Genomic DNA, 18762 nt, shown 5'->3' with positions numbered 1-18762 from the left:
ATCGGCACCTTGCTTGGGTCAATGAACCCATGGAAACATGTTATTAAAGAGCAACGCAATAAATCAGCAAGCTACTATTCTTTACCCTACAGAACCAATACGAGTGATCCAATGAGCTGCCAATGCGAACAGAATGCCGCTTTTGATGGTGCCACCTCTACCTATCGACGGGCACTCTGGTGGGTCGTTTTGATCAATGCCGGTATGTTTCTGATCGAAGTCAGTGGTGGCTGGCTGTCTGGCTCAAAGGCGCTGCAGGCAGACGCGCTCGACTTTCTGGGCGATACCCTAACCTATCTGATCAGCCTGCTGGTAATCGGCAAGGCCTTGCGTCTGCGCAGCAAAGTCGCCCTGTTCAAGGGCCTGACACTTGGTCTGATGGGACTTTGGGTGTTGGGATCGACCCTCTATCGCGTCTTTTTCATGCTGACACCTGAGCCGATGTTAATGGGGAGCATTGCCACGCTTGCCTTCTGCGCCAACCTGCTGTCAGTTGTGATTCTGATGAAGTATCGAGATGGCGATGCAAACGTACGCTCAGTCTGGCTGTGCAGCCGCAATGATGCCATCGGCAACCTGTTTGTATTGGCTGCAGCACTGGGAGTTTGGGGTACCGCCAGTGGCTGGCCCGACCTGTTGGTCGCTCTGATAATGGCGAGCCTGTTCCTGCACTCGTCATTCCTGATTATTCGTCAGGCCCTGCGTGAACTGCGAACAGGTTACACACATAACTGAGATATCCAGCCGCTCCTGTGCACAAAAGATCACGAGCACTCTGTCTCCTGAAAGGCCTGTGGATCAAAGCGCTAGATTGTTATCCCCAGTATCGCTGCACAGAGGTGTTAACAACCTTGGTACGGTTTTATGACAACCTGCCACAACCGCCGCCATATAGGGGTTGTGAAAAACTGGTTGTTCACTGTCCAGTTTGCCGAACAACCTGTGCCATACACATTTTACCCACAGAACGACCGATTTCAGGGCTCATATGGATTACGTGGACGCCTTCAGGAAAAGCTGTGCGCAACTTTATTTCTGTGGGCAAATATGCTCTGGATCTATATCAATACTCTGTTACCAGACACCAACAAAAGGGTTCAATCAACTTGGTTTAACTGCTAAATTCCCCAACAAATTTGCCGGCACAAAGTGTCCGGCCACAGGATTTCGGTTTCAGGGAACAAGGAGTACAGAATGCGAAACCACCCTCACCGGCTCAAGGGACTGGTGCTGGCATGCGGCCTGCTCACGCTTGCCGGGTGTCAAACGCTTTCCAGCAAACAAAGCCTCGACAGTTACAACCAGCAGTTTGCCAATGGGCAGTTCCGTGAAGCGGCTGACTTTGCACTCAAATTCGGCGGCATCAATGAACAGGGCGAGAGCAAGAATCTGCTCTGGTCTCTCCAGGCCGGCTCCGCCCTCAGCGCCAGCGGGCAGTTTGAATTCAGCACACGCGTATTCGACCATGCCGAAAACCTGATGAAGGATGAGGACACCGAAAGCCTCGGTCGCAAAGGCCTGGAAAAGGTTGCCGCCAACCTAGTCAACAACAACCTCAACCGCTACAGCCCTACCGTCTATGACGGCGTTATGGTCAACACCTACAAGGCGCTGAATAACATCTTTCTGCAGGACATGCAGAATGCACGTATCGAATTCAACCGCGCTGCCGACCGACAGCGACGCGCCGAAGAAACCTTCAAATCCCGCATAGCCGAGCAGAAGGAGAAAATGGCAGAGGCCGAAGAGCAGGCGAATACCAACGATGGCCAACCTGCACCGGTAGACTTCAGCAAAAGCCGCAAGGCGTCTGAAAACACCATCTACGAAAACTTCCCCGAATTGAAGGAGTGGCAGGCATACCCCAATTTCGTCAATCCCTACACTGACTATCTGCACGGGCTCTATTTCATGCTGGCAAGCGCTGACCGCGAAGATTACGGCAAGGCACGCCAGTCACTCCGCCGCGTGGCTGGTATGAGTTCTGCCAACTCAGCCGTCAAGACTGACCTGATGGTGATCGACAACCTGCGCCGAGGCAAATGGAGCAAGGGGAGACTGAATCCTGCGGTGTGGGTCATCTTCGAGAACGGTGAAGGGCCGATGGTTGATGAAACCCTGATCCCGTTGCCGCTGTTCCTGCTCAACGATCAGGTTGAGTACTCCCAGATTGCACTGCCCAGGCTACAGACACGCAGTCAGGCGTATCCCTATCTTGAAGTCTATGCCGGTGGTAAATCTCAGGGCAAAACCGAGCACCTGGCCAGCATAGATCGCGTCATTCAAACCGAATTCAAACGTGAATTCCCGCTCAAGGTGACCGAGGCGATTGCCAGCACCCTGACCAAGGCCTTCATTCAGTATCAGGCACGCAAGGAAGGCGGGCTGGCCGGCAGTATTCTGGCCGGTGTTTATCAGGCCGCGACGACCCGTGCCGACACCCGCAGCTGGAGCAGCCTGCCGAAGGAGGTTCAGGTTGCCCGACTGCGCAAGCCTGCTGACGGCAAGCTGCAGCTCAAGGCTCCCGGCCTTGTGGCTCCCATCGAGGTTGAGCTGCCGGACAATCAGTTCACGCTGATTTACGTAAGAGCAACAGCTCCGGGCAGCACGCCCATCTACCAGATTGCCGGATTTGACGCCTGATAAGACAAGGATGCACGGATGAAAAAAACACTGACCGGCCTGCTGCTCACGGCAGGCCTTCTGGCAGGCTGCCAGACCCAGCCCCAACAACCTGTTGAATGGCCCCAGCTGACCATCGGCCCAAAGGCACGCAGTTACCTGCAGATTGAAGCGGTTCCCGAAGGCGTTGCCTCCGGCAATCTGCTGCGCGCCGGGGTACGGCTGTATAACCGCAGCCAGTCCGAACAGACTCTGCGCTACCGCTTCAGCTGGACCGATGCCAATGGCTTCGAGCTGCCCGGCATGGCTTCACGCTGGGAGCAACGCATACTGCGCCCGGGTGAGCCTGTCTCTCTTGACCGGGTCGCACCCGGTCCGGCCGCCCTGTCTTACCGCATCTACCTGTTTGATATCAATACTGGCACTGCCACTCATACACAAGGAATTGAACGATGAGCCATCCCAAACGCAATATGCTGATCAAGGCACTGGGCCTGACCCTGGTACTGGGCGTCGCCGCCGGCTGTACGCCGCAGACCCAACTGCTGCCATCCGGCAGTGCCAACGAACCGATCACCATGGGACTCAGTGGCAGCGACTTTGAACAGGCCGCTTCCGATGCGGTTCAGTCCATGCTCAGCTCCGGCGCGGTTGATCGCAATGATGGCAAAAAGAACATCATGGTGGTATCGACCGTTTTGAACGACACCATGCAGCGTATCGATACCGATCAGCTGGTGAAGAAGATCCGTGTTGACCTCCTGCGTAGCGGCAAGGTTCTGACCACCACCGCCATCGGTCTCAATGGTGCCGAAGACAAGATGACCCAGGCCTATTCCGAGCTGAGCCAGTCACGCAAGATCGACCGCAGCACTCTGGTGCAGCAGCGACTGACCGCCCCCAACATGAGTCTCTCCGGCAAGATCATCCAGCGCAATAACCGCGTTGATCGTAACAAGCAGCTGGTCGAATATTACTTCCAGCTGACCCTGACCGATCTGGCCAACGGCCTGGCAGTCTGGGAAGGCGAAACCCCGATCCGCAAGCTTGGCAGCGCCAAGGGCACCTCCTGGTAATCAATGTAAGGGACTACAAAGATGAAAAAACTTTTCGTACAGACCGGGCTGGCGCTGGCCATTGCTACCGCCATGACACCCTTGGTGCATGCAGAGGAAAACATGGCCCCTGTGGCGGCAGAAACCGCCATCCTGAGTGATCAGGATGCAGATGCCGTTGCGGTTCAAATCGCCAACAGTGCCGCACCTGAAGTACTGGACCCAGGCCTGAAACTTGAGCAATTGATCGAAGACTTTGAATACTCCGATGCCGGTCAGGCGTTCCGCAGCCGCCCCGGCATGTTCTATACCACCGCCACTGCCTGGGTGATGGGAACACCGGAAAGCCGCGACTGGGGCAATGCGCGCGTCATGGCCTACAAGGAAGCGCTGCTGAAGGCTCAGGCCAAGTACATCGAGTCACTGGGTGTCAGCATCATGGCCGAGAGCATGACCAAGCTCTACAAGGACCCGACCCAGATGCCGCAGTTTTCACCAGAGGAACTGCGCGCGCCCAACAAACTGCTGGAGATGCTCGACAAGGCAGTCGCTGTCACTGGCGGCAAGCTGGATAATGAACTGCGCGAACTGGGTATTGATCCTGAAGAGTTCAACGCCGCTCCGCGTGAAAAAAAGGCGCTTTTGTTTGAGCGTTCGGTCAGTGAGCGCACTGTCACACGTGCCCGACAGAGCCTGACCGGCGTAATTCCGGTGAAGAGCTGGGAAGCCTATGACGAAAATGGCAACCATGCCGTTGCGGTCGCCATTGTTGCATCCGAGCGTTTCCGTCAGTTTGTATATGATGTGACCCACAGCAAGGGCGACCTGGCGCCGGATCCCTCCAAGGCGCTGGCGACGCCGTTGATCGACATGCTCAGAAAAGACCGCGGTGCGCTGTTGAACGATTTTGGCATTCGCCGCATGTATGACGAGCAGGGCTATCCAGTGCTGGTTTCCTTTGGCCAGTCCAGTAACCCCTATCGTGGTTCAGAACCGCAGAGACGAGCCGATGAGCGCGAGCTGTCCTATGCCGCTGCGCGTGCTGATGCCTATGCCAATTTTGCCTACCTGTTCAACTCGACAGGCAGTTCTGAGCAAAGCACTGGCCGCAGCATGAAGCGCCAAACACTGGGACTGGTGCGCGCCGAGGGCCGTGAAGTAACTGAGTCCGAACAGGAAACAATGGCGTTCGTCCAGACCATTGATCGGGAAATCAGCGCCAAGGGCAGTGTTTCCAACCTGCCGGGAACACGGGAACTGTTCCGCTGGACGGCCACCCATCCCATGCACGGTCATGAGATCAACGGCGTCGTGTATCTCTGGCATCCCCTGGTGGAGCAGAATGCGCGCCAGCTGCGTGACTTCAAGCCCACACGCAACAGCCAGTCCGGTCAGGCCAATGAACGTCCCGCCAACCAGGCCGGCAGCAGCCAGAGCCGCAACCTGATGTCCGCTGACGACTTCTGAAGGAGGAACCATGCGTAATCTGATCAGAACACTGCTCACCAGCAGCCTGCTGGCAATGAGTGTACTGGCCTTCGCAGCAGAGCAGGTCGTGGACGCGACCGGTTATGGCGTCAATCGTAACCTTGCCATTGCCGATGCACTGGTGCAGGGGTTGCGTCAGGCGACCGGTGTAAGCATCGAAAGCCGAGAAGTGATGCAGTCTTTGGCCGGCCGCGTCAGTACCAGCGATGCCAACGGCGATGAGTCCACTACCTCGTTTGAGGTTGCCCGCCGTGGCGACCTTAGCCTGCAAACCAAGGGATTAGTGTCTCGATACGACATTCTGGATCTACAGCAGGAACCGGATGGTAGTTTCCGAGCTGATGTCAGTGTCCACATCCTGAAGTACGAAAAACCGGGCCTGCCGGCTGACAGCCGTCGCACATTGGCTGTAATGCCGTTTCACAGTGACAAACGCAGCTTCTCACTGCTGGGCGACAATACCCCGGCCAGCCGCGTTGAAGCCGAGTTGCGCAACCGTATTCTGGATCAATTCACGCAGTCCCGTCGCATGAACGTACTGGATCGTGAATTCGGTGCCGAATTCCAGGAAGAAAAAGCACTCTGGCTCAGCGATGACGCAGCGCTGGCTGAAAAGGCCAAAGCCGGCAACGTTCTGGGAGCTGACTACATCGTCGTTGGTAACATTCGCAACGTACGCAGCACAAAGCACGTCAAGACGCTGCAGTTGACCGGCGAAACCATCGTCAGTTACAGCGGCAGTGCGCAGCTGGACTACAAGATTATTCTGGCAGCTACGCGTCAGGTGAAGTGGTCTGATTCCATAAACCTGAAGTTCAGTGATGCCGATATACGAGCTATGCTGAGTAAATTTGGCTCATCGCAGGCGGGCATTACCGCGCAGCTGGCCGATGAGCTGGCACAGAAGGCACTGGCCAATATCTACCCGATGCGAGTTGTTGCCGTCAAAGGTAAGACCGTTGTGCTGAACCAGGGCGGCAAAACTTTGCAACAGGGCGACCGATTGGACGTGTACTTCTTGGGAGAGGAGTTGTTTGATCCGTACACCAAGGAGTCCCTCGGCCAGATGGAGGAGAAAATCGCTGTAGTGGAAGTGGTTAGAGTCAATGCCAAAACGACCTACGCTAAGGTCGTGGATGGCGATGCCGAACTAATCGAGCCTGAATTTATCGTGCGCCGCTGACTTTCAGTATACTCAACCGACATAAGGTGGCTTTGGCCACCTTTTTTATAGACAAAATATACGCTCAGGCACCAACACCGAGATATTTAAGCTGTCAAAAAAGTCGGCACTGCCATAGGAATGCCATAAATGACATACAAATCTGCCTGTACGATTCTGATAACCCGCCCTCAATCGTTGCTAACATACTGAAAATTATCACTTATATGGAGATTAGTCAGGTTGGCACCGGGTTTGCTATACCCATTATAGATACAGGGTAAACGATACGCTCTGTAGTGAATCGATCTTAAAGGGGTATTTGCCATGAGTTATGCACATGAAGAGAAAGGCGTAGAAGTAGTCGGAGTGGTACCGTCAATCGCCATGGTACTGGCAGGGTTGGTCGTGGCTATTTTTCCGGCACTGGTGCAATTGTACTTGCTGGTGGCCAACTGAAAACATTGAAACAAAACAACAGAAAGCCCTGATGACATATGATGTTGTCGGGGTTTTTGTTTATCTGTGGTTTCATCCCGGATGATCAGGAACCTGATCGGGATGGTGCAGATGGGGAGACTCGAACTCCCACGCCCGTGAAGGCACTAGCACCTGAAGCTAGCGTGTCTACCAATTCCACCACATCTGCATTGGGTGAGACGTTTTAATGTGCGTTACCACTCAAATTTCGCTTTCGAAGAGCCTTCCATCCTGAGATAAAAGGTGGTGCAGATGGGGAGACTCGAACTCCCACGCCCGTGAAGGCACTAGCACCTGAAGCTAGCGTGTCTACCAATTCCACCACATCTGCTTCGAAAGTGGGGCGCATTATATAGCGCCCCATTGGGCTTGTGAAGCCCGTCTGCGATTTTTAGTCCGCTTTTTTTGCCAGACAGCTACGAAAGCTGTCGCTCAGGCTCTGCAGATAATCCAGATAACCCTCAGCACTGACGTTGATCGAACGAGCCAGTGGATCAAGCTCGCCCTGAGCAACCGGCAAGCCGCTGATGATTGCGTCCACTACCGCACTGGTAAACTGGGGTTCGCTGAATACACAGACCGCTTTCGCTGCTTCAAGCTGCTGCCTGATCTCGGCCAAATGGCGTGCGCCGGGTTTGCGTGCAGGATCTACCGTGAAGTAACCCAGCTGCTTCAGACCATAGTGTTCAACGAAGCCTGAATAGGCATCGTGGAATACAAAGAACCCAGCATCACCATAAGGAGCCAACTCGTCTGCAATGGCACGCTCCTTTTGCTTCAGTGCACTGGCAAAGGCCTCATAGTTCTGTTGCAATTGAACCGAGTGCTGAGGCAGTGCCTGCTGCAGTGCAGGCAGTAACTGCTGTGCAATCTCCAGCCCGTTCATCGGATCCAACCAGATGTGCGGATCATTGCCTGCACCGTGATCGTGGTGCTCTTCGGCATGATCATCGGCCACATGATTTTCTTGCTCATGTTCGTGCTCATCATGATGGTCATGATCGGAAGGCTCAGCCTCCTGATGCAGGTGCGCCTCAAGATCGGGACGCAGTGTTACAATCTCTGCATCGGTTCGGGCAAGAGGGCGCACCATGAACTGCTCAAGTCCGGGGCCAACCCAGATCACGACTTTCGCATCCATCAGCTTACGCATGTCTGATGGCTTGAGGGCGTAATGGTGGGGTGAACCCTCGGCCGGCAGCAACACCTCCGGGCTGGTTACACCTTCGGTCAGGGCAGCTGTTATCAACTGCAGCGGCTTGATACTGGTAACAACCTCGGATGCTTGAACCACGGGCGCCAGCGCCAGGGCAGAAAGCAGGGTCAGTGTCCGCAGGGGGCGGGCAGAATTATGCAGCATGGTGTAAAGTCTCCTCAGGATGCTTTATAGGTTATAATATAACACATTGAATCGGATGTACTCACGTCATGACGACTGACTCGCTTGCCTTCGCGGCCGATCATAATCACCAGCACTGCATCGACCAGGCACTTACCCTCGCTCGGCAGATTTGCCGCGAGCGACGCCAGCGTCTGACACCGATCCGTGAGCTGGTATTGAAGCTGATCTGGCAAAGCCACCAGCCGCTGGGCGCGTACGAGCTGCTGCCGGCACTGGCCGAGGCAGGCTTCAACTCGGCACCGCCCACCGTATACCGCGCACTGGAGTTTTTGCAGCAGCAGGGGCTGGTCCACCGGATTGCGTCACTGAACGCATTTGTCGGTTGCCCTCACCCGGAACATCCTCATCAAGGCAGCTTCCTCATCTGTCGACGTTGCGGCGCAACCTCTGAGCTGGACTCAGCCTCGATTCATGCTGCACTTGAACAAAGTGCAGCTGCGCTTGGGTTCCAGGTCGAGCAGGAAACCGTCGAAGTCACCGGCCTTTGTCCCAATTGCCAGCGGCAGGAGCACTTACATGGCTGAACACGGGCCGGACCTGGTCAAGCTTGATCAGGTCAGCGTACAGTTCAATCGCCAGCCGGCGCTGCAGAATATCAATCTGCACCTGCATGATAACTGCATCACAACACTGATCGGCCCCAACGGGGCTGGCAAGACCACACTGGTACGGGTCATCCTGGGTTTGATCAAACCTTCAAGTGGCAATGTTTGGCAAAAACCACATCTCAAGATCGGCTATATGCCGCAGAAACTGCATATCGACCGCACTTTGCCTCTGTCGGTCGAGCGCTTTCTCAGTATTCCTAAACGGGTAGATCAGAGCCTGATGCTCCAAGCTTTGGAAGATGTCGGCGCGGCCTATCTGCTTAAACATTCCATCCACAATCTTTCTGGTGGTGAGACCCAGCGCGTGTTGCTGGCGCGAGCGTTGCTGCGTGATCCCGAGTTGCTGGTGCTGGATGAGCCTGTTCAGGGCGTGGATATTAACGGCCAGCTGGAGTTGTATCGGCTGATCTCCGATATACGCAAACAGCGCCAATGCGGGGTACTGATGATTTCACATGACCTGCATCTGGTGATGGCCTCTACCGACCATGTCGTCTGCCTCAATCATCATATCTGTTGCTCCGGCAACCCCGAGCACGTCAGCAACGACCCGTCGTTTCTCGAACTGTTCGGCCCGGCACAGGCGAGTGCTCTGGCACTTTATAATCATCACCATGGCCACAAGCATGATGTCCATGGCGATATCATCGTTGACCATCCGCAACCGGATGAATGCAGTGGACATCATTGTGGCTGATTTTCTGATCCTCGCACTGGCCGGCGGCATCGGCATTGCCGCATTGGCAGGCCCGCTGGGTGCCTTTGTAGTCTGGCGCCGCATGGCTTATTTCGGCGATACCCTCGCGCACTCAGCCCTGATGGGTATTGCGCTGGGATTCCTGTTTGATATCAACCTGAATCTGGCGGTCGTTGCCTGCTGTGTATTGCTGGCGGTGCTGCTGGTGTCTCTGCAACGCCAGCATCTGGTTGCCACCGATACCCTGCTGGGCATCATGGCACACAGTGCTCTGTCGCTGGGTCTGGTCGCGGTGGCACTGCTGGATAACGTACGCATTGACTTGATGGAGTATCTGTTCGGTGACCTGCTGGCGATCGCACCGGCCGATCTCTGGTGGATTTACGGCGGTGGTGCCGTAGTAATACTGCTGTTGTGGCGGCTCTGGAACCCCTTGCTGGCGATCACCATCAATGAAGAACTGGCGCAGGTGGAGGGGGTCCCTGTGGCGCGGGTACGTCTGGGCCTGATGCTGCTGATTGCGGTGGTGATCGCGGTTGCAATGAAGCTGGTGGGCATCCTGCTGATCACCTCGCTGCTGATCATACCGGCTGCAGCCGCTCGGCGCCTGGCCAACACCCCTGAGCAGATGGCACTGTTTGCGTCGCTGCTGGGGATGCTGGCGGTAGTCGGTGGGATCAGTGCTTCCTGGTTCTGGGATACGCCCGCCGGGCCATCGGTCGTGGTCACGGCGCTAGTCGAGTTTCTGATTCTCTATTCACTGCCGATGCGCTCGCTGCAGGGCAGATGAGCATGGCGCAGCACTGGCTGGATCGCGCCACCCACCGGCGGGTCTGGTCACTGGCCTGGCCCATGATGCTGTCCAACATCACGGTGCCGCTGCTGGGCCTGGTGGATACCGCCGTGATCGGCCATCTGCCCGAACCCCATCATCTGGGTGCCGTTGCGCTGGGCGGCATGATCTTCTCCATTCTTTATTGGGCATTCGGATTTTTGCGCATGGGTACCACCGGCATGGTGGCGCAGGCCCATGGCCGCGAGGATGGCGACCGGCTGCGCACGCTGCTGGGGCAGTCGCTGGTACTGGGCGCATGTATCGGGCTGCTGATCCTGCTGCTGCGCACGCCGCTGACCACACTGGCGCTGCAGCTGATGGGCCCCGAGCAGGATGTATTGACCGAAGCCACCCGTTATACCGAAATACGGGCCTTTGGCGCACCTGCGGTGCTGTGTAACTTCGCTCTGCTGGGCTGGTTTGTGGGCATGCAGAATACCCGCATCGCCCTGATTCTGCTGACAAGCACCAACCTGCTCAATATGCTGCTGGACCTGCTGTTCGTGTTCGGGCTGGGCATGAAAGCGGACGGGGTTGCACTCGCCACGGTGCTGGCCGAATATTTCAGCCTGTTGCTTGGGTTATGGTTCTGTCGCCGCCTGCTGCTCAAAACCGCGGGGCAGTGGCTCTGGCCTCAGCTACGGCGCCTGCGCGACTACAAGGCACTGATTCAGGTAAACCGTTATCTGTTTATACGCACGGTTAGCCTGCTGCTGACCTTTGCCTTCTTTACTGCCCAGGGCGCCCAGCAAGGTACGGCGATACTCTCCGCCAACGCCGTTCTGCTGAACTTCCTGTTGCTGATCTCCAATGCACTGGACGGATTTGCCCATGCCACGGAAGCGCTGATCGGGCGCGCCGTGGGCAGGCGTGACCCAAGTGAATTCAGACGCATCCTCGGCTGCACCGCCTTCTGGTCACTGCTCAGTGCGATTATGCTGACGCTGGTGTTCTGGCTCGGCGGCAACACGATTATTCATCTGCTGACCGATATCGCCGAGGTGCGCGAGCTGGCCGGGCGCTATCTGCCCTGGGTCGTCATCCTGCCACTGATCGGTTGCTGGAGCTTTCTGCTGGATGGTCTGTTCATAGGCACCACTCAGGTCAAGGCGATGCAGGACACCATGCTGTTTTCGGTGTTTTGCGTATTCGCCCCCATCTGGTGGATAGCCCAGCCCATGGGCAATCACGGCCTCTGGCTGGCCTTCATCTCCCTGTTTGCAGCCCGCGGCCTCAGCGGTGGCTGGGTGTTCTGGCGCATGCAGCGGCGCAATGTCTGGTTTAGCTGAACTGGCAAAATCAGGGCGTGGCAACCAGACTTATCCCGAACACAGGCAGGGGAGAACAGGATGCGCATCACACTGACCACAACACTGTTGGCACTGAGCCTGCCGCTGGCTGCCGCGCCGCTGGAGCAACTCAAACTGCCAGAGGGCTATAGAATCGAGGTCGCCGCTGAGGTACCCAACGCCCGGCAGCTGGCACTGAGCCCCGATGGCACACTGTTTGTCAGCACACGGCGCGATGGACGGGTGTTTGCGCTGCAGGATCTGGACGGCGATCAGCGCTATGAAACCCGCCATACTCTGCTGGAACGCAGACGCCTGCCCAACGGCATCAGCTTTGTAGATGGCGATCTGTATGTGGCCGAACTGACTCAGCTGATCCAGCTTGTTGATGTGGAGTCACGACTGGAGCAGCCGCTCAAGCCCGAGGTTATACTGGATGGCCTCCCCGATATCACCCACCACGGCTGGAAGTATCTGAAGCAGGGGCCGGATGGGGCTTTCTACTTCACGCTGGGCGCTCCCTGCAATGTATGTCTGCAATCGGACCCTCAGTTTGCCAGCATCATGCGTTTTGATCCTGCCACCGGCGAGGCCGCACCCTGGGCTCGAGGGGTACGCAACACAGTGGGATTTGACTGGCATCCCGAAGATGGCAGCCTCTGGTTTACCGACAACGGACGCGACCATATGGGCGATAATCTGCCTGATGACGAGCTGAACCGAGCCGACCGCGCCGGGCTACATTTCGGTTTTCCCTTTGTACATGCCGACGGAGTTTCAGACCCGGAGTTCGGCAAGGGCGCCAATGCCATCAATGCAGAGCCGCCGGTGGCGCTGCTGGGCCCCCATGTCGCGGCGCTGGGCATGAGCTTTTACCACCACAGGGATGGGGCCTTCGATAACGCGTTCCCCGATACCCCCAATACCACCGCCTTTATTGCCCTGCATGGCTCCTGGAATCGCTCCAGCAAGATCGGCTATGAGGTGATTCGGGTGGATACAGAAGGGGAAGAGGTGACGCAGATTCAGACCTTTATCAGTGGCTGGCTGCAGGGTGAGCAGGACTGGGGACGTCCGGTGGATGTGCTGGTGCGGCCACAGGGTGATCTGCTGATCTCCGATGACAAGGCCGGGCTGGTGTATCGGGTCTGGTATCAGACCCAGTAACGTTTCTACCGCGGGGCACTACAGTTCAATGTGTCCGGCCAGCTCTCGACAAGCCTTCTGGCGAGGGCAGTGTAGTAAGTGGTCATTCACCAACCCCACTGCCTGCATATAGGCATAAGCGATGGTGGGGCCGAAAAAGCGTATGCCTTCACGCTTCAGATCTTTCGCCAGCTGCACCGACAGGGCAGTCTGGGCCGGAATCTGCTCCATCCGTTCAAAACCGGGCTGGATCGGCTGGCCCTCAACATAGCGCCACAGAAAGCGGGCAAAGCTGCCGTGGTGCGCCTGCAGGCGAAGAAAGACTCTGGCATTGTTGATTGAGGCTTCGACTTTAGCACGGTTACGGATGAGACCGGGATCCGCCAGCATCGCGGCCACTTCCGTTTCACCGAAACGGGCCACCCGCTCGGGATCAAAATCACAATAGTGACGCCGGTAACCCTCGCGTTTCTCCAGAACGGTGCGCCAGCTCAGACCCGCCTGAGCCGATTCCAGTACCAGAAACTCGAACAACACCCGATCATCCGTCTGCGGCACACCCCATTCATGGTCATGATAGGCATGCTCAAGCGGACTTTGCATCGCCCAGCCGCGGGCGTGTCAGTGGTCACGGCGCAGGCCGCCCGCGTCAAGAATTCGGATCGGCTGCGGACTGTCATCCGCTTTGGAGGCTGGTGCCCGGTCCGAGCGCTCCCCGCTGACGCGGGTTTCAATCTGCTCAGGGTCAGGGCGACCATCCAGTCTCAGGGAGTCGGAAAAGCCGCACTTCACGCACTCGCGGTATTCTCGCTCGTCATCGCGGTACATTCTGACCGTATCCATCTCGCCACAGCGTGGACAGACCGCACCGGCAATAAAACGCTTGCTTACACTCATTTTTCAACCTCTCAGCGAATACCGGAGTGGCGCAGCAGGGCATCCACACTGGGTTCCCGACCACGGAAGGCCACAAACAGATCCATCGGATCACCCGAACCACCCTGTTCCAGAATTTCCTGACGGAAGGCGGCGCCGGTTTCCGCATTGAAGATGCCTTCCTCCTCGAAACGGGAGAAGGCATCGGCCGACAGTACCTCGGCCCACTTGTAACTGTAGTAGCCTGCGGCATAACCACCGGCAAAGATGTGACTGAAACTGTGCTGGAAGCGGTTTTCTGCCGGCGGACGGATCACCGATACCTGGTCCCGTACCCGGCTCAGCAGCGCCTGAATATCGGTTTTGCCCGGCTGGTATTCATGATGCAGACGGAAATCAAACAGTGAGAATTCCAGCTGGCGCAGCATCATCATCGCCGACTGGAAATGCTTGGCGGCCAGCATTTTGTCCAGCAGTGACTGCGGCAACGGCTCACCGGCTTCATGATGACCGGAGATCAGCGCCAGCGCTTCCGGCTCCCAGCACCAGTTTTCCATAAACTGACTCGGCAACTCCACTGCATCCCAGGCGACACCGTTGATGCCGCTGATATCCGCCTCTTCCATCTGCGTCAGCATATGGTGCAGGCCATGGCCGAACTCATGGAACAGGGTCGTCACTTCATCATGGGTCAGCAGCGCCGGCTGGCCAGGCAGGGGCGGAGTGAAGTTGCACACCAGATAGGCCACCGGCAGCTGCAACTGGCTGTCACTCAGACGTCGACGCACACGGCAGTCATCCATCCAGGCACCGCCGCGCTTGCCGCTGCGGGCAAAGGGGTCCAGGTAGCAGTAGGCAAAGGGCTCGCCGTTGCGCTTGAGTGCAAACAGGCGCGCATCGTCGTGCCAGCTGTCGAAGCTCGACTGCTCTTCAACGTCCAGATCAAACAGGCGCCCGGCGATGGTGAACATGCCATCCAGCACTTTCGGCAGCGGGAAGTAGGGACGCAACTCCTGCTGAGAGATGTCATAGCGCGCTTGTTTCAGCTTCTCACCATAGTAGGTGACATCCCAGGCCATCAGCTCTTCAATGCCATCACGTTCCTGGGCAAAGGCTTGCAGCTCGGCCAGCTCACGCTCGGCAATCGGGCGAGTTTCCGTGGCCAGATCTTCGAGGAAGGTCACCACCTGTTGCGGTGACTGCGCCATTTTGGTCGCCAGCGAGTAATCGGCATAGGTGTCAAAGCCCAGCAGCTGCGCCAACTCGTGGCGCAGATCCAGAATTTCCTGCATCACCGCCGAGTTGTCCCATTCACCGGCCTTCGGCCCCTGATCGGATGCGCGGGTGCTGTAGGCACGGTACAGCTCTTCGCGCAGACTGCGACTGTCGGCAAAGGCCATCACGGCGTAGTAGGCGGGGAAGTCCAGCGTGATCACCCAGCCTTCAAGCTCTTTCACCTTCGCCGCCTCTTTGGCGGCGGCAACGGCATGATCCGGCAGCCCGGCCAGCTCCGCTTCATCATCGACCTGCTTCCACCAGCCCTGGGTGGCATCGAGCACGTTCTCGGAAAAACGGGTGGTCAGCTCAGACAGGCGCTGCTGCAGCTCTGCATAGCGCTTCTGCTGGGCTTCCGGCAGGGCAATACCGGACAGGCGGAAGTCCCGCAGAGCATTATCGATCACCTTTTTGCGTGACTTGCTCAACTGCGGGTAGGCATCACTCTGTGCCAGAGATTCGAACGCCTTGAACAGTCCCTGATGCTGGCCCAACTCGGTCCAGTACTCGGACAGTTTCGGCAGACAGGCGTTGTACGCCTCACGCCAGGCATCCGAGTTCATCACGCCGTTCAGGTGCGATACCGGTGACCAAGCCTGTGCCAACTCATCGTTGAGTTGCTCCAGCTCAGCCACCAGCGACCAGTCATTGCGCTCCGGGTCGGCAGTCAACGCCGCGATGCGTTCGCGATTGCGCGTCAGTAGTTCATCGACAGCGGGCACGGCATGCTCGGGCTGGATACGGCTGAACGGGGGCAGCAGGTGGGTCTCAAGCAGCGGGTTGGACATCGGTGTCTCCATCGGTTGCGGCCTTTCAGCGGTTGTACGTCTGCAGGCGTTCAAAAGTGCACTTTGCTATACAATGGGGGCCACAGAGCCTTATTTCAATCGATTCAGGAGCGGTTATGAATATACGCCCTTATCAGGGGATGACACCAAAACTAGGCGAGCGGGTGTTTGTCGATCCCAGCGCGGTTGTACTGGGTGACGTGGAGATCGGTGACGACAGCTCGGTCTGGCCGCTGGTGGTGATTCGCGGTGACATGCACCGCATCCGCATTGGTCGCTGCAGCAGCATTCAGGATGGTTCGGTACTGCATATCACACACGCAGGCCCCTACAACCCTGATGGCTTTCCGCTGATTATCGGTGATCATGTCACCGTCGGTCATCAGGCGATGCTGCACGGCTGCACCATCGGCAACCGTGTACTGGTGGGTATGGGCGCCATGATCATGGACGGCGCCGTGGTAGAGGATGAAGTAATCGTGGGTGCCGGCAGCCTGGTGCCACCGGGCAAGACGCTGAAAAGCGGCTATCTCTACGTGGGCCGTCCGGCCAAGCCCCAGCGCGAGTTGACGGAACAGGAGCGCGCGTTCTTCACCTATACCGCCGAGAACTACTCACGCCTGAAAGACAAGCACCGCGCGGAGGACTGGGCCTGACACTTGTCAGGCCTTGGCCTTGGCGATCTCCCGCAGCCGCTTCACCACCTGCGCATTGATGCTGCGCTGGGTGAAGTGGCCGTCTTCCTTACGCACACCGGCGGTGCGACCCATCAGGATCTCCAGGCACTCATCCACGCTGGCCACGGCGTAGATGTGGAACATGCCATCTTCCACCGCCTTGACCACCTCGGCCTTGAGCATCAGGTGACGCACATTGGCCTTGGGAATGACACAGCCCTGCCACCCGGTGAGCCCACGGGTTTTGCAGAGGTGGAAAAAGCCCTCGATCTTCTCGTTCACCCCGCCAATCGCCTGTACCTCGCCATACTGGTTGATGGAGCCGGTAACCGCATATTGCTGGCGAATCGGGATATGGGTCAGGGCAGAGATCAGGGTACAGATCTCTGCCAGTGAGGCGCTGTCGCCGTCCACATAACCGTAGGACTGCTCCATCGCCAGGCTTGCCGAAACCGCCAGCGGAAAATCACTGGCGTAGGTGTGTCCCAGAAAACCCGAAAGTATCAGAACACCTTTGGAATGGATCGGCTGGCCCAGTGTCACCTCACGTTCAATATCGATAATACCCTTGCTTCCGGGATGCACCGTGGCGGTAATGCGCGCCGGGCTGCCGAAGGAGACGTCGCCTACCTGCAGCACCGTCAGGCCGTTCGATTTGCCAATCGCCTCACCCTCGGTATCGATCAGCACCGTTTCATTGAGAATACTTTCCAGAATTTTCTCTGACAGCCTGCCGGTGCGGCGCTCCTTGGCCTCCAGCGCCAGCTCAACATGTTCGGCATTGATCAAGGCATCATTCTGTTCGCGACGGCGAAAATCCGACTCGCAGAGCAGGTCAACCAACTCCCCCACATGGGCCGACAGCAACTCCTGATCACCCGCCAAGCGAGAGCTGTGTTCAACAAGGCGTGCCACTGCGCGCCGAGTCAGGGGCGCAAGGCTTTCTTCCTGCGCCAGCGTTTTCATCAGCCGCGCATACTGACGGATGGAGTGGGGGGTACGGTGCACATCCTCGTCAAAGTCCACCACCACGCGGAACATCTTCTCGAAGTCGTGATCCAGTTCCTGCAGCAAATAGTAGGTTTCACGTTCACCTACCAGTACCACCTTCACCTTGAGTGACGCTGGCTGCGGACTCAGCGTGATCGCGCTGATGCCGGTATATTCGCTGATCGGGTTTTCGATGCGAATCTCATGAGACTTGAGGGCACGCTTAAGCGCACTGTAAACGAATGGCTGTTCCAACAGCTTCTCCGCTTCCAGTACCAGATAGCCGCCATTGGCGCGATGTAATGCCCCCGAGCGGATAAGGGTGTAGTTGGTGACCATCGAGCCCATTTCGCTGACGTATTCCACCCGACCAAACAGATTCTCGTAGCTGGGATGCGCCTCAAATACTACTGGTGCACCCTTGGTTTTGTGGTTATCGACCAGCAGGTTCAGGCCATAGTTCTGTTCCAGATATTCCCGACGCATGGCATCGGTCTTGGCTTCAAGCGGGCTGTCATCGCCCACCAGATCACCCGAGTTACGGATCAGATCACGCTCTATGTGGTTCAGGTAATCCACAATGCTGTTGATATTGGCGTACTTGTCTCGCAGCGGCTGAACAAGCGGCTGCACGGCCTGTCGTGCAGTTTCTCGGTCCAGCACTTTCATCTGTTCGGCCGCGGTACGGCGCCAGACCGGTAGACCGGTCAGGCTGTCATTCAGCATCTCTTCCAGTTCTGAGATATGAGCCTGGATCGCATCCCGATCTTCTTCAGGCAACTGCGAGAACACCGCTTCATCCATCGCCTGCCCATTGCTGACCGGAGTAAAGCCTACCGTTGCACCATCCCGGTAGACAGCAATGCTGTATTCGCGCCCCTTGCGTTCCACCTGATTGAGGGCGTCGTCGTAATGGCGATTGAACTCGCGCTCAATCTGGCTTTTCATACGCTGGTAAGCGGGGTTTTCAAATGCGGCCGGCAGCTCGGTCAGCACGGTATCCAGCAGCTGACGAATGTCGCGCTTAAGCTGGGAAGCCCGTCCGGCGGGCAGTTCAAGCACGACAGGGTAGCGGTTGTCATTCAGGTTGTTGATGTAACACCAGTCGCTGGGCTTGCTCTGCTTTTTGGCCGAGCTTTTCAGGCTGTCCATGGCAAAGGAGAAACGCCCCGTATGCGGATTGCCCATTACGAACAGGTTATAACCCGGCCGCTGCATACCGATGCCAAAGGCCATCGCTTCGATGGCGCGGTCCTGTCCGAAAAAGCCGGTGAAGGGCTCCAGTGACTCGGTGGTTTTGAAAGGAAGGAGTTCGGGATCGCAGTTGCGATAGAGCGCCTCGGGCGCCAGGGGCAGATGCTTGTCCATGCGC

The 18762-nt window shown here is 57.2% G+C and carries 18 protein-coding genes and 2 tRNA genes; 13 read left to right on the top strand and 7 right to left on the bottom strand.

The window, feature by feature from the left end:
• The first annotated feature begins 111 nt into the window (after positions 1-111).
• From ABIE61_RS09850 to ABIE61_RS09820, 7 genes are all read left to right on the top strand, one after another.
• Positions 112-735: a cation efflux transmembrane domain-containing protein gene (locus ABIE61_RS09850; RefSeq protein ID WP_354408969.1), complete on the top strand. Its 624-nt coding sequence runs from the start codon at positions 112-114 to the stop codon at positions 733-735.
• A 459-nt stretch (positions 736-1194) separates the two neighbouring features.
• On the top strand, positions 1195-2643 hold the full coding sequence (locus ABIE61_RS09845; RefSeq protein ID WP_354408967.1) for a COG3014 family protein: 1449 nt from the start codon (positions 1195-1197) through the stop codon (positions 2641-2643).
• Positions 2644-2661: 18 nt separating this feature from the next.
• Positions 2662-3078: a DUF1425 domain-containing protein gene (locus ABIE61_RS09840; protein ID WP_354408964.1), complete on the top strand. Its 417-nt coding sequence runs from the start codon at positions 2662-2664 to the stop codon at positions 3076-3078.
• The gene (gene lpoB, locus ABIE61_RS09835; protein WP_354408962.1) at positions 3075-3698 is read left to right on the top strand and encodes a penicillin-binding protein activator LpoB; all 624 of its coding nucleotides are present in this window, start codon (positions 3075-3077) and stop codon (positions 3696-3698) included. The genes ABIE61_RS09840 and lpoB overlap by 4 nt, the downstream gene beginning before the upstream one ends.
• A 21-nt stretch (positions 3699-3719) precedes the next feature.
• Positions 3720-5144: a DUF6844 domain-containing protein gene (locus ABIE61_RS09830; protein WP_354408959.1), complete on the top strand. Its 1425-nt coding sequence runs from the start codon at positions 3720-3722 to the stop codon at positions 5142-5144.
• A 10-nt stretch (positions 5145-5154) separates the two neighbouring features.
• Positions 5155-6348, top strand: a complete 1194-nt coding sequence (locus ABIE61_RS09825) for a hypothetical protein (RefSeq protein WP_354408956.1) — start codon at positions 5155-5157, stop codon at positions 6346-6348.
• 306 nt (positions 6349-6654) lie between these two features.
• Positions 6655-6786, top strand: coding sequence for a hypothetical protein (locus ABIE61_RS09820; RefSeq protein WP_302847906.1), 132 nt, complete (start codon positions 6655-6657; stop codon positions 6784-6786).
• A 103-nt stretch (positions 6787-6889) separates the two neighbouring features.
• Here the strand turns inward: ABIE61_RS09820 and ABIE61_RS09815 are convergent.
• From ABIE61_RS09815 to znuA, 3 genes are all read right to left on the bottom strand, one after another.
• A tRNA-Leu gene (locus tag ABIE61_RS09815) sits at positions 6890-6976 on the bottom strand.
• 75 nt (positions 6977-7051) lie between these two features.
• A tRNA-Leu gene (locus tag ABIE61_RS09810) sits at positions 7052-7138 on the bottom strand.
• A 60-nt stretch (positions 7139-7198) separates the two neighbouring features.
• On the bottom strand, positions 7199-8167 hold the full coding sequence (gene znuA, locus ABIE61_RS09805; RefSeq protein ID WP_354408953.1) for a zinc ABC transporter substrate-binding protein ZnuA: 969 nt from the start codon (positions 8165-8167) through the stop codon (positions 7199-7201).
• 68 nt (positions 8168-8235) lie between these two features.
• Between znuA and ABIE61_RS09800 the strand changes: the two genes are divergently transcribed.
• Genes ABIE61_RS09800 through ABIE61_RS09780 form a run of 5 tightly spaced genes read left to right on the top strand, consistent with a single transcriptional unit; the run spans position 8236 to position 12805 of the window.
• A complete protein-coding gene (locus tag ABIE61_RS09800; RefSeq protein WP_354408950.1) occupies positions 8236-8733 on the top strand; it encodes a Fur family transcriptional regulator in 498 nt (165 codons plus the stop codon).
• Complete coding sequence (znuC, locus tag ABIE61_RS09795) at positions 8726-9514, top strand: zinc ABC transporter ATP-binding protein ZnuC (RefSeq protein ID WP_354408947.1); 789 nt, start codon at positions 8726-8728, stop codon at positions 9512-9514. Before ABIE61_RS09800 ends, znuC begins: the two co-directional genes overlap by 8 nt.
• The gene (gene znuB / locus ABIE61_RS09790; protein WP_502915050.1) at positions 9453-10304 is read left to right on the top strand and encodes a zinc ABC transporter permease subunit ZnuB; all 852 of its coding nucleotides are present in this window, start codon (positions 9453-9455) and stop codon (positions 10302-10304) included. Before znuC ends, znuB begins: the two co-directional genes overlap by 62 nt.
• Positions 10301-11638: an MATE family efflux transporter gene (locus ABIE61_RS09785; protein ID WP_354408944.1), complete on the top strand. Its 1338-nt coding sequence runs from the start codon at positions 10301-10303 to the stop codon at positions 11636-11638. Before znuB ends, ABIE61_RS09785 begins: the two co-directional genes overlap by 4 nt.
• Before the next feature lie 60 nt (positions 11639-11698).
• Positions 11699-12805: a PQQ-dependent sugar dehydrogenase gene (locus ABIE61_RS09780; protein ID WP_354408941.1), complete on the top strand. Its 1107-nt coding sequence runs from the start codon at positions 11699-11701 to the stop codon at positions 12803-12805.
• 18 nt (positions 12806-12823) lie between these two features.
• On the opposite strand, the gene ABIE61_RS09775 is transcribed toward ABIE61_RS09780, so the two are convergent.
• Genes ABIE61_RS09775 through prlC form a run of 3 tightly spaced genes read right to left on the bottom strand, consistent with a single transcriptional unit; the run spans position 12824 to position 15723 of the window.
• Positions 12824-13387, bottom strand: a complete 564-nt coding sequence (locus ABIE61_RS09775) for a DNA-3-methyladenine glycosylase I (protein ID WP_354408938.1) — start codon at positions 13385-13387, stop codon at positions 12824-12826.
• Positions 13388-13405: 18 nt separating this feature from the next.
• Positions 13406-13681, bottom strand: coding sequence for a YheV family putative zinc ribbon protein (locus ABIE61_RS09770; protein ID WP_091827500.1), 276 nt, complete (start codon positions 13679-13681; stop codon positions 13406-13408).
• Positions 13682-13692: 11 nt separating this feature from the next.
• A complete protein-coding gene (gene prlC, locus ABIE61_RS09765) occupies positions 13693-15723 on the bottom strand; it encodes an oligopeptidase A (RefSeq protein ID WP_354408935.1) in 2031 nt (676 codons plus the stop codon).
• 116 nt (positions 15724-15839) lie between these two features.
• On the opposite strand from prlC, the gene ABIE61_RS09760 reads away from it, so the two are divergent.
• Positions 15840-16379: a gamma carbonic anhydrase family protein gene (locus ABIE61_RS09760; RefSeq protein WP_206837696.1), complete on the top strand. Its 540-nt coding sequence runs from the start codon at positions 15840-15842 to the stop codon at positions 16377-16379.
• 6 nt (positions 16380-16385) lie between these two features.
• Here ABIE61_RS09760 and ABIE61_RS09755 read toward each other — a convergent pair whose 3' ends face one another.
• The gene (locus ABIE61_RS09755) at positions 16386-18758 is read right to left on the bottom strand and encodes a Lon protease family protein (protein WP_091827504.1); all 2373 of its coding nucleotides are present in this window, start codon (positions 18756-18758) and stop codon (positions 16386-16388) included.
• Positions 18759-18762: the final 4 nt, after the last annotated feature.

Origin of the sequence: Marinobacterium sp. MBR-111 (genome assembly GCF_040547585.1) — a bacterium.
Lineage (GTDB): Bacteria > Pseudomonadota > Gammaproteobacteria > Pseudomonadales > Balneatricaceae > Marinobacterium > Marinobacterium iners.
The sequence above is the reverse complement of the archived record's forward strand: the minus strand, read 5'-3'. Positions and strand labels throughout refer to the sequence as shown.

Bases quoted from the DNA above. Each gene is read 5' to 3' on its own strand.
- ABIE61_RS09850 (WP_354408969.1), top strand. From the start codon at position 112: ATGAGCTGCCAATGCGAACAGAATGCCGCTTTTGATGGTGCCACCTCT.
- ABIE61_RS09845 (WP_354408967.1), top strand. From the start codon at position 1,195: ATGCGAAACCACCCTCACCGGCTCAAGGGACTGGTGCTGGCATGCGGC.
- ABIE61_RS09840 (WP_354408964.1), top strand. From the start codon at position 2,662: ATGAAAAAAACACTGACCGGCCTGCTGCTCACGGCAGGCCTTCTGGCA.
- lpoB (WP_354408962.1), top strand. From the start codon at position 3,075: ATGAGCCATCCCAAACGCAATATGCTGATCAAGGCACTGGGCCTGACC.
- ABIE61_RS09830 (WP_354408959.1), top strand. From the start codon at position 3,720: ATGAAAAAACTTTTCGTACAGACCGGGCTGGCGCTGGCCATTGCTACC.
- ABIE61_RS09825 (WP_354408956.1), top strand. From the start codon at position 5,155: ATGCGTAATCTGATCAGAACACTGCTCACCAGCAGCCTGCTGGCAATG.
- ABIE61_RS09820 (WP_302847906.1), top strand. From the start codon at position 6,655: ATGAGTTATGCACATGAAGAGAAAGGCGTAGAAGTAGTCGGAGTGGTA.
- znuA (WP_354408953.1), bottom strand. From the start codon at position 8,167: ATGCTGCATAATTCTGCCCGCCCCCTGCGGACACTGACCCTGCTTTCT.
- ABIE61_RS09800 (WP_354408950.1), top strand. From the start codon at position 8,236: ATGACGACTGACTCGCTTGCCTTCGCGGCCGATCATAATCACCAGCAC.
- znuC (WP_354408947.1), top strand. From the start codon at position 8,726: ATGGCTGAACACGGGCCGGACCTGGTCAAGCTTGATCAGGTCAGCGTA.
- znuB (WP_502915050.1), top strand. From the start codon at position 9,453: ATGGCGATATCATCGTTGACCATCCGCAACCGGATGAATGCAGTGGAC.
- ABIE61_RS09785 (WP_354408944.1), top strand. From the start codon at position 10,301: ATGAGCATGGCGCAGCACTGGCTGGATCGCGCCACCCACCGGCGGGTC.
- ABIE61_RS09780 (WP_354408941.1), top strand. From the start codon at position 11,699: ATGCGCATCACACTGACCACAACACTGTTGGCACTGAGCCTGCCGCTG.
- ABIE61_RS09775 (WP_354408938.1), bottom strand. From the start codon at position 13,387: ATGCAAAGTCCGCTTGAGCATGCCTATCATGACCATGAATGGGGTGTG.
- ABIE61_RS09770 (WP_091827500.1), bottom strand. From the start codon at position 13,681: ATGAGTGTAAGCAAGCGTTTTATTGCCGGTGCGGTCTGTCCACGCTGT.
- prlC (WP_354408935.1), bottom strand. From the start codon at position 15,723: ATGTCCAACCCGCTGCTTGAGACCCACCTGCTGCCCCCGTTCAGCCGT.
- ABIE61_RS09760 (WP_206837696.1), top strand. From the start codon at position 15,840: ATGAATATACGCCCTTATCAGGGGATGACACCAAAACTAGGCGAGCGG.
- ABIE61_RS09755 (WP_091827504.1), bottom strand. From the start codon at position 18,758: ATGGACAAGCATCTGCCCCTGGCGCCCGAGGCGCTCTATCGCAACTGC.